At 44.8% G+C, this 395-nt stretch carries 1 protein-coding gene; it reads right to left on the reverse strand.

Going from position 1 to position 395, the window contains the following annotated elements; translation table 11 throughout:
* Positions 1-25: 25 nt before the first annotated feature.
* Positions 26-346, reverse strand: coding sequence for a transposase (locus P20480_RS06245; protein ID WP_008130909.1), 321 nt, complete (start codon positions 344-346; stop codon positions 26-28).
* Positions 347-395 lie beyond the last annotated feature (49 nt).

Below are 395 nucleotides of genomic sequence, written 5' to 3' on the forward strand. Positions count from 1 at the left end.
CTGCAAGCATCAATAAAATCCACTATTACTTCTGTTTGCGGTCGAGCTCCGCTTGGGCGAAAAAAGCGGCAGCTTGCCTCAGGATATCATTCGTTCGCTTGAGCTCTTTATTCTCGCGCTCTAAGACGGCAAGGCGTTCTTCAGTTGATTGCGTATTAGAAGAGGGTTTAGACGGTTGAGCTTGAGATTTCTTGACCCATGCTCTAAGTGTTTCTGGGGTACATCCCAGTTTATCTGAAATCGATACTAGCGCAGCCCAAAGAGAAGGGTATTCATGCTGTTGTGTGGTAACAAGCCTAATTGCACGTTCACGAAATTCTGATGTATAGCGATTTGATTTTTTCATAGTTCCAGTTTCTCAAGTTATTGAGTCTCTGGCAAACACGGGGCGATTC

The sequence above is a fragment of the Pseudoalteromonas sp. BSi20480 genome, assembly GCF_000241365.1.
In the GTDB taxonomy this organism is placed as follows: domain Bacteria; phylum Pseudomonadota; class Gammaproteobacteria; order Enterobacterales; family Alteromonadaceae; genus Pseudoalteromonas; species Pseudoalteromonas marina.

Excerpts from the sequence above, each read along its gene's own strand:
- P20480_RS06245 (WP_008130909.1), bottom strand. The coding sequence starts at position 346 with ATGAAAAAATCAAATCGCTATACATCAGAATTTCGTGAACGTGCAATT.